The organism is Hyphomonas sp. (assembly GCF_013823385.1).
Classification (GTDB): Bacteria; Pseudomonadota; Alphaproteobacteria; order Caulobacterales; family Hyphomonadaceae; genus Hyphomonas.
The window spans coordinates 41,706-49,920 of record NZ_PNMA01000030.1; the positions used below are offsets into that span (position 1 = coordinate 41,706).

At 61.8% G+C, this 8,215-nt stretch carries 9 protein-coding genes; 3 read left to right on the forward strand and 6 right to left on the reverse strand.

Features of this window, described 5'->3' with window-relative positions; all coding sequences use genetic code 11:
• Positions 1-23: 23 nt before the first annotated feature.
• The 4 genes from C0456_RS15635 to C0456_RS15650 all read right to left on the reverse strand — a co-directional run bounded on the left by C0456_RS15635 (position 24) and on the right by C0456_RS15650 (position 3,151).
• Positions 24-461 carry a hypothetical protein gene (locus C0456_RS15635; protein ID WP_291054000.1) on the reverse strand — a complete coding sequence of 146 codons (438 nt, stop codon included), beginning with the start codon at positions 459-461 and terminating at the stop codon, positions 24-26.
• Between the two features lie 160 nt (positions 462-621).
• Complete coding sequence (locus tag C0456_RS15640) at positions 622-1,446, reverse strand: CAP domain-containing protein (protein WP_291054002.1); 825 nt, start codon at positions 1,444-1,446, stop codon at positions 622-624.
• A 62-nt stretch (positions 1,447-1,508) separates the two neighbouring features.
• Positions 1,509-2,195, reverse strand: coding sequence for a uridine kinase (gene udk / locus C0456_RS15645; protein ID WP_291054004.1), 687 nt, complete (start codon positions 2,193-2,195; stop codon positions 1,509-1,511).
• Between the two features lie 62 nt (positions 2,196-2,257).
• The gene (locus tag C0456_RS15650; RefSeq protein ID WP_291054006.1) at positions 2,258-3,151 is read right to left on the reverse strand and encodes an AraC family transcriptional regulator; all 894 of its coding nucleotides are present in this window, start codon (positions 3,149-3,151) and stop codon (positions 2,258-2,260) included.
• Positions 3,152-3,290: 139 nt separating this feature from the next.
• Between C0456_RS15650 and C0456_RS15655 the strand changes: the two genes are divergently transcribed.
• On the forward strand, positions 3,291-4,046 hold the full coding sequence (locus C0456_RS15655) for an SDR family oxidoreductase (protein ID WP_291054008.1): 756 nt from the start codon (positions 3,291-3,293) through the stop codon (positions 4,044-4,046).
• Positions 4,047-4,113: 67 nt separating this feature from the next.
• Here the strand turns inward: C0456_RS15655 and pnp are convergent, their stop codons facing one another.
• Positions 4,114-6,255 carry a polyribonucleotide nucleotidyltransferase gene (pnp, locus tag C0456_RS15660; RefSeq protein WP_291054011.1) on the reverse strand — a complete coding sequence of 714 codons (2,142 nt, stop codon included), beginning with the start codon at positions 6,253-6,255 and terminating at the stop codon, positions 4,114-4,116.
• A gap of 72 nt (positions 6,256-6,327) precedes the next feature.
• The gene (gene rpsO, locus C0456_RS15665) at positions 6,328-6,597 is read right to left on the reverse strand and encodes a 30S ribosomal protein S15 (RefSeq protein ID WP_291054013.1); all 270 of its coding nucleotides are present in this window, start codon (positions 6,595-6,597) and stop codon (positions 6,328-6,330) included.
• 295 nt (positions 6,598-6,892) lie between these two features.
• Between rpsO and C0456_RS15670 the strand changes: the two genes are divergently transcribed.
• Together C0456_RS15670 and C0456_RS15675 are read left to right on the forward strand one after the other, a co-directional pair.
• Positions 6,893-7,261, forward strand: a complete 369-nt coding sequence (locus tag C0456_RS15670; RefSeq protein ID WP_291054015.1) for a hypothetical protein — start codon at positions 6,893-6,895, stop codon at positions 7,259-7,261.
• Positions 7,262-7,284: 23 nt separating this feature from the next.
• Positions 7,285-7,758: a DUF2721 domain-containing protein gene (locus C0456_RS15675; protein ID WP_291054017.1), complete on the forward strand. Its 474-nt coding sequence runs from the start codon at positions 7,285-7,287 to the stop codon at positions 7,756-7,758.
• Positions 7,759-8,215: the final 457 nt, after the last annotated feature.

Genomic DNA, 8,215 nt, shown 5'->3' on the forward strand with positions numbered 1-8,215 from the left:
CAGGCCTCCACGCCTGAGGATTTTTATTTGAGCTGATCCTGAAGCCTTTGTGTCTCCTTTGGAGTCAGCTCGTATTTTTTGAGTTCCTTGTTCAATTGAACTCTCCCCTCTTGCTTCAGTCTGCTAATTTGCGGAGAGAACGAGGTTCGAGGCAATTCATCCCCATAGTGCTGATGAATGAGCTTCAATATGGCACGAGAACTAAGCGGTTTTTGAGCCCTAAACATAACCCGCACGATTTTATCCTTAATCGTCAGGGGTGACTGCGTCGGCACAAGTGCAGGCGCCAAAGTAACGAATCCCGGCGTCATCAGCGGTAACTGACGCTCGGAGCGATCTGATTTGATATTCTCCAATGCGCGTTCCGCTAACCTAACCTCCTCCAATTCAGCGTTCAGAAGCGCAATTTTGCGCTCTAGCAGCAGCCTTCTTTGCTTCAGAAAGTCTCGTGTCTCACTCATATTTTTAATGTAGTCATTTGGAGTCCAAAAGTCAATACAGGCTGGACTCCACAATAATTTCGGGATTAAATCCTTGTTTTGAATATATTTTTTTGTTAAGAATCGTTAAAAGAATCGAAATTCTGAATAATTCTGGCGCATGGATTCATAGCACTTGCGATCAGTTCGTAATCGTCACAGCCGGCCCCGGAAACCGCATCCAGTAGTATGACAGCGGATCATCGCCCGGTTGGGTCGCATAGGCCGCCAGCCGCGCGTCCCTGCCCGCGCGCGCCCCGCCCGCCGGCACCGGCTCGCCCGATGGCGCCACCATGTCATACCGCACAAAGCGCCAGCCTTCGAGGCCCGCCGGGCGCCCCTCCAGCGCCTGCGCAGCGCTGACCCGCAGCGGAGCGGCCCGCGGCAGCGTTCCGGAAACCCGCATGAACAGCTGCGTCACCCAGACGCCGCTTTCGGTGCGCGCCACGCCGAAGGCCACATGCGTCGCCTTGGGATGCAGGATGTTCTCGCGGTGGCTGGGGCTGTCCATCAGGTTGCGGTGCAGGCGCTTGACGGCAAAGTTTGCGCCGATGCGCGCGCCCGGCCGGGAAACCGTCGCCACATTCTCGGCCGAAAAATCCGCCAGCGCCGTCCGGTCCAGCGCCGCGATCCGCTCCCCATGCCCCCGCCCGTCCGGGCCGACATGGCCGAAAAATCCGTTCACCGCCATATCCAGGCTATGCAGGCGCGCCGCGTCCCTCAGCTCCGGGCGCAGCTTCAGCGCCGGCAGGCCCGCCGCTTTCCGCTCGGCATTGATCAGCTCCAGGAAGCGGCCTTCCAGCGTCTCGTCAAAAGCATATCCGGCTGGCGGGCGATCAAGACAGGGCCGCGCGCCCTCCACATAGGAAGCGACCGCCAGGGGCCGCCCCACAATCTGCAAATCGCAGGCAAGCGCCGGAAGCGGCAGCAGGAACAGGAAAGCCAGGCTGGCGATCACGCGGCGCATGTAGCCTTCCTATCACGGAAGGCCGCCAGCTTCACCCCGCCAGTTCACGTGGGCAGCAGGGCTCAGATCACCCCGGCCGTCTGCAGGCGCGAAAGCACCGGCGCCAGCATCCGTTCGATCGCATCGGCCGAGGGTTTCACGTCGCCATAAGCCGGCACACCCTCGTCCGCGATCACAAGGTCTGCCTCGAACATGGCCGGATAGGTGAAGCGGTAATGGGCCGCGCGCACGGTGGACATGTATTGCTGCAGCACCGAGTCGACCGTCCGCCCGCGCTCGATCACGTCCCGGCGGATACGCCGGGCCAGCCGCAAATCGTCGGGCGTATCGACATAGACCGACAGGTCGATGAGGTTGCGGATCTTCGGCATGGAGAGCGCATGAATGCCCTCCAGGATCAGCACAGGCGCCGGCTCGATCCGGCGGGTCTTCTTCGAGCGGTCATGCCGGTCATAGTCATAGATCGGCTGGTCCACCCCTTCCCCCGCCTTCAGCGCCTTCAGGTCGGAAACGAGGTGGTCCACTTCCTTTGATTTGGGATCGTCATAGTTGATCCCTGCCACCAGCGCCTCGCGCTCGGCGGCGGTCTGGGGCTCACCATAATAGCTCATCGGGTGATAATAGGCGTCCTCGCCGAACATCACCGCCCGGCCCGGCCCCAGCCGCTCCAGCAGCGCCACCGCCAGCGTCGACTTGCCCGAGCCCGACCCGCCCGACATCGCGATGAGGAAGTTCTTCTTCTTGGTCATGGCCGCGGGTGTAGCGACAAATCCCTCGCGCCATCAATGGGAAAAGCATCCCGCAGGCAAACTCAGGCTGTAAGGGACGCTTCCCTGCGTGCCCGCGCGGCGTCCCGGCCGGGAGGCAGCCCATAGAGGCGGCCATACTCGCGGGTAAATTGCGGCACGCTTTCATAGCCAACCGCAAAGGCAGCGCTCGCCGCCGTTCTCCCCTCAGTCAACATCAGGCGCCGGGCCTCGATCAGGCGGAGCTGTTTCTGGAACTGCAGCGGCGACAGAGAGGTCACCGCGCGAAAATGCTCGTGGAAAGACGAGAGGCTCATGCCTGCCTCAGCCGCAAGGCGCTCAACCGGCAAGGACTGCGCAAAGTCAGCCCGTAGCAGGGCAACCGCTCGCGCGACGCGCTGCACATATCCATCCGGCCAGCCCAGCCGGCGGATCGCAGCGCCGTGGCGACCCTCGAGCAACCAATAGTGCAGCTCCCGAACCAGCTGTGCCTGAAGGATCGGCAATGATGCCGGACGATCAAGCAAGCGTACGAGACGGAACGCCGCCTCAGCAACTTCACCATCCGTGGGGGCAACGATCACAGGAGCCTGGGGCCCTCCCGGTACAGCGTTCATCTCAACTGTCAGCTCCGCCAGGATAGCCGGGTCCAGTTCCAGCACCAGCGAACAGTAAGGCTCCGCCTCAGATGCTTTCGTGATCTGGCTGGCCGTCGGCACATCTGCGGTGATGAGGAGCGACTCCCCGGCGCCGAAGTCAAAAGACTGGCCGCCCATCGCCACATGCTTGCTGCCTTGCAGGACGAGGCAGACGATCGGCCGGGAGATCGCGTGATCGAGATCGCTGGCGGCGGTGGCACGAATGAAACTGAGCCCTGGAATGGGCGTACGCGCGGCCCCGCCAACCCCGGCATGGGCCGCAGCATAGCTGATCACGATTTCCCGAAGCGTTTTATGCATGCGCGATCTCTAGCACGCGCTGGAAGGCAAGCCTACCGGGCCCGGAGAATCAGGCAAGTCTGCGCGAGTATCTGGCAACGCCTTTCCTGGCCCACCGGACTAGATCAGGTCTCACCACAAACCTCCAGGAGACCAGCCCATGTCCAGGATTACCCTCATCACCGGCGCCAGCCGCGGCCTTGGCCGCAACACCGCCCTCAGCGCGGCCCGCAAGGGCGGCGACGTAATCATCACCTATCAGAGCCGCGCAGACGATGCCGAAGCGGTGCTTGCCGAAATCCGGGCAATGGGCCGTAAGGCGCGTGCCTTCCAGCTCGACAGCGGTAACATCGCCGCCTTTCCCGCCTTTGCCGCAGAGCTGAAGGCCGCCTTGAACCAAGACTGGAGCCGCGAGACGTTCGATCATCTCGTCAACAATGCGGGGCACGGCGACGTCGGGCTCCTCGGCGAGATGGCGGAAGCGCAGTTCGACCGCCTCGTGAACGTTCATTTCAAAGGCGTGTTCTTTCTGACGCAGGCCCTCCTCCCCCTGATCGCCGATGGCGGGCGTATCGTGAATCTCTCCTCCGGCCTGACGCGCATCTCCTATCCAGGCTATTCGGCCTATGCCGCCGCCAAAGGCGCCGTCGAAGTGCTGTCGGTCTATATGGCCAAGGAACTTGGCGGCCGGGGCATTGCCGTAAACACAGTGGCGCCCGGCGCCATCGAAACCGATTTCGGCGGCGGCGCAGTGCGCGACAATGCGGCAATCAACGAAACCTTCAGCGCCATGACGGCGCTCGGCCGTGTGGGCGTGCCCGATGATATTGGCCCGATGATTGCCAGCCTGCTGTCGGAAGACAATCGCTGGGTCAATGCCCAGCGAATAGAAGTCTCCGGTGGTCAGGTCATCTGACCCCAAAACGAAAAAGGGCCGCTCATCAAGGAGCGGCCCTCATTCAGTCTGCAGAGAGGTGAGAAGATTACTCTTCTTCGCCCTCAGAACCGGCCTCTTCGGCGAGTTCCTTGCCGGTCTCCTGATCGACGACCTTCATGGAGAGGCGGACCTTGCCGCGCTCATCGAAGCCCATCAGCTTCACCCACACCTTGTCGCCTTCCTTGACCATGTCTTTGGGATGGCCAATGCGCTTGTTGGCCATCTGCGAGACGTGGACGAGGCCGTCCTTGGGACCGAAGAAGTTCACGAAGATGCCGAAGTCTTTCATCGACACGACCTTGCCTTCGTAGATCTCGCCGACTTCCGGCTCCGCCACGATGCCCTTGATCATCTTCATCGCCGCGTCGATCGACTTGCGATCAAGCGCCGAGATCTGGACCGTGCCATCATCATCGATGTTCACCTTGGCGCCGGTTTCATCCACGATACCGCGGATAACCTTGCCGCCCGAACCGATCACATCACGGATCTTGTCGGTGGGAACCTTCATGATCTCCATCTGCGGCGCGTTCTCCGAAAGCTTGCCGCGCGAAGCGGTCAGCGCTTTCGACATTTCGCCGAGGATGTGCATCCGGCCGCCTTTGGCCTGCTCAAGGGCCTTGCCCATGATGTCCTTGGTGATGCCGGCCACCTTGATGTCCATCTGCAGCGAGGTGATGCCCTTCTCGGTGCCAGCCACCTTGAAGTCCATGTCGCCGAGATGGTCTTCGTCGCCGAGGATGTCGGAAAGCACCGCAAACTCGCTGCCTTCCAGGATCAGGCCCATGGCAATGCCCGAGACCGGACGGGTCACCGGCACGCCGGCATCCATCATCGCGAGCGAGCAGCCGCAGACCGTTGCCATCGAGGAGGAGCCATTGGACTCGGTGATCTCGGAGACGAGACGGATCGTGTACGGAAATTCTTCATGCTTGGGCAGGACAGCCTGCAGCGCGCGCCAGGCAAGCTTGCCATGGCCGATCTCGCGGCGGCCAGCGCCGCCCATCCGGCCCGTCTCCCCGACCGAATAGGGCGGGAAGTTGTAGTGCAGCATGAACTTTTCTTTTTTCGTGCCATCCAGGCCGTCGACATATTGTTCGTCGTCGGAGGTTCCGAGCGTGGCGACGCAGATTGCCTGCGTTTCGCCGCGCGTGAACAGCGAGGAGCCGTGCGTGCGCGGCAGGAAGCCGGCTTCCGCCACGATCGGGCGGATCTGGTCGAGCTTGCGCCCGTCGATCCGCTCGCCGGTCTTCAGGATATCGCCGCGAACCACAGAGGCTTCGGCTTCCTTGAACACGGTCTTGAACACTTCGGCGCTCATCACGCCGGGGGCTTCCTCGGTGCCAAGCAGGGCGGCTTTCGCCTTGTCCTTGGCCGCGCCGATGGCCGCATAACGCTCGCCCTTGGCGGTGATCTTGTAGGCTTTGGAAAGGTCAGCGCCGACCGTGTCGAGCACGGCTTTGAGGGCAGCCGAATGATCCGGCGGCTCATAGGCGAAGGGCTCTTTGGCGGCTTTCTCGGCCAGCGCGATGATCGCATCGATCACCGGCTGCATGGCTTCGTGGCCGGCCACAACCGCGCCCAGCATCACTTCTTCGGTAAGCTCATAGGCTTCCGATTCCACCATCATCACGGCGTCGGCCGTGCCAGCAAGGACGAGGTCCAGCTCGGAGTCTTCAAGTTCGGCCACGGTCGGGTTGATGATGTACTGGCCATCCTTGTAGCCGACGCGGGCCGCGCCGATCGGGCCCATGAAGGGCGCGCCCGACAGGACGAGCGCCGCAGAGGCGCCGATCATGCCGATCACATCGGAATCGTTTTCCAGGTCATAGGACAGGGTCGTGACGACAACCTGAACCTCATGCTTGAACCCATCGACGAACAGCGGGCGGATCGGACGGTCGATCAGGCGCGAGGTCAGTGTTTCTTTTTCGGTGGGACGGCCTTCGCGCTTGAAGTATCCGCCGGGGATCCGGCCGGAGGCGAAGTATTTTTCCTGGTAATTCACGGTCAGCGGGAAGAAATCCTGCCCCGGCTTGGCTTCCTTCGCGAACACGGCGGTCGCGAGGACAATGGTGTCGCCATACTGCACCATCACGGCGCCATCGGCCTGACGTGCCACTTGGCCCGTCTCGATTGTCAGTGTGCGGCCAGCCCATTCCAGCGACACGGATTGTTTGTTGAACATTCGTCTTGTCTTTCTTTCACATACGAAAAGCCCGCCGCGGCCCCAATGCCCGGCGGGCTTGTTTTTCGGAGCCTAGCGGCGGATGCCGAGCTCCGTGATGAGTTTCGTGTAACGATCCTCATTCTTGCCCTTGACGTAGTCGAGGAGCTTCCGGCGCGTGGCAACCATGGTGAGGAGGCCGCGGCGGGAGTGGTTATCTTTCTTGTTGGTCTTGAAGTGATCGGTCAGGTTGTTGATCCGCTCGGTGAGGATCGCAACCTGCACTTCCGGTGAGCCCGTATCGCCCTCTTTGATGGCGAATTTTTTGATGAGCTCCTGCTTCTTTTCAGCAGTAATCGACATCGGCATAGCCTTCTGGTTCAAGCATCCCCAAAGGGACGCGGGTTTCTATAAGCGCCTGAATTGGCGGATTTTTTTGGGAACGGCCCTTGTCAAGTTGGCCACGGCCGGGATGTCGTCCAGCAGGGTCAGCAGGCAGGCCTCCGCCCCAAAAACGGGCTTATGACCTATTTGAAGGGGAATTGAAAGTGGGGATTGTGCAAGCCTTTGCCCTGCCTGGCCCGGTCTGCGGGCAAATTCCGCTGGAAGCTGGCCCTGGGGCGCATTAGCCTCGCTGCATAGAATCGGGAGGGTTCCAATGAAAATCTGGCCACTGGCGGCGCTGGCCGCCCTTTTTACCGTTTCCGCCTGCGAAACCCTCAGCGAAAGCTATTCGATCGAACGGGACGACCTGATCAATGACAGCGGCATTCACGTCTATAGCGACCTGATGGAAAACCCCTGGGATGGCAGCCGTTACTGGCAGTTCCGGGCGTCCAATTACGCCAGCTTCCCTTTCTGCGTTCAAACCGCGCTTGAGAGCGTGAGCTATTCCAACGGCTACGACATGGGCCAGGTCTATTATCTGGCCCCAGGGTCCAGCATCGATATCGGCTATGTGCACGCCCCAGCTGACTTTAGAGTGGACACCCGCACCTGGGACCCCGATGTAAACGGCAATTGCTGATCCCTGCCGGCGAGCGAACCCCCATGACCCCGACGCCCCTCCCCGAAGAAGTCGCCCATATCATCCAGCTCGCCATTGCGCCGGTGTTCACGCTGGCGGGCATCGGGGCGCTGCTGAATGTGATGGCAAACCGGCTTGCCCGGGTGGTGGACCGCTGGCGCGCGCTCGAAGCTGCCCTGCCCGAGACCGAGCCGCTGACCCGCAGCCTCTACCATGCCGAGCTTTCCGTACTGGACAAGCGCATGGAGCGCATCCACCGCGCCATTTCCCTCTCCACCCTGGCGGCGCTCCTGATCTGTGTGGTGATCATTCTCCTGTTCACCGGCCAGCTGGTGCCGATCCCGGTCGCCCAGGCCGTTTCGGTCCTCTTCGTCGCCTCGATGGTGTTCCTGTCGGTCGCGCTCGTCTCCTTCCTGATGGAAGTCCGCATCGCCAGCCGGACCCTCCGCGTCACCCGCGCGGTCCTGGAAGCCGGCAAACCCGGAAAACAGGGATAAGCCCCGCGCTTATCCAACACGGGCGCAGCCCTCCGGAAACACGTACACCACTTATTTCCACCCGGCCTCACCCCCCGTGTCATCCCGGCCAAGGCCGCGCAGCGGCCGCAGAGCCGGGACCTTCTCTCCACTCTTGCGCCCACCTCCAGCAGGTCCCGGATCACCGCTGCGCGGTGTCCGGGATGACACGGAAAATGAAAACTTATCCGACCGGGTCCGCATCCCGCGCAAACTCCCACGCATCCTCCCCCCAGGAGCCGCGCCGGTACCGTTCGGTTTGTGGGAGGGTCGCCCCGGAGGATGGGAGGCGGTGGACGTAACGGCCCATCGCAGCCCTAGGGACGTTGATCCAGGCAAGCCGGACCAAAAAGCCGGTAGAGAATCCCGACTGGCCCGCCTCTCTTCGCGGAGAGGTCACGAGAGTGAGGGTAAGTGGTCAAGGCCTGGCAGCGCCGAA

Bases quoted from the DNA above. Each gene is read 5' to 3' on its own strand.
- C0456_RS15650 (WP_291054006.1), bottom strand. From the start codon at position 3,151: ATGCATAAAACGCTTCGGGAAATCGTGATCAGCTATGCTGCGGCCCAT.
- C0456_RS15670 (WP_291054015.1), top strand. From the start codon at position 6,893: ATGAAAATCTGGCCACTGGCGGCGCTGGCCGCCCTTTTTACCGTTTCC.
- rpsO (WP_291054013.1), bottom strand. From the start codon at position 6,597: ATGTCGATTACTGCTGAAAAGAAGCAGGAGCTCATCAAAAAATTCGCC.
- udk (WP_291054004.1), bottom strand. From the start codon at position 2,195: ATGACCAAGAAGAAGAACTTCCTCATCGCGATGTCGGGCGGGTCGGGC.
- pnp (WP_291054011.1), bottom strand. From the start codon at position 6,255: ATGTTCAACAAACAATCCGTGTCGCTGGAATGGGCTGGCCGCACACTG.
- C0456_RS15655 (WP_291054008.1), top strand. From the start codon at position 3,291: ATGTCCAGGATTACCCTCATCACCGGCGCCAGCCGCGGCCTTGGCCGC.
- C0456_RS15675 (WP_291054017.1), top strand. From the start codon at position 7,285: ATGACCCCGACGCCCCTCCCCGAAGAAGTCGCCCATATCATCCAGCTC.
- C0456_RS15640 (WP_291054002.1), bottom strand. From the start codon at position 1,446: ATGCGCCGCGTGATCGCCAGCCTGGCTTTCCTGTTCCTGCTGCCGCTT.
- C0456_RS15635 (WP_291054000.1), bottom strand. From the start codon at position 461: ATGAGTGAGACACGAGACTTTCTGAAGCAAAGAAGGCTGCTGCTAGAG.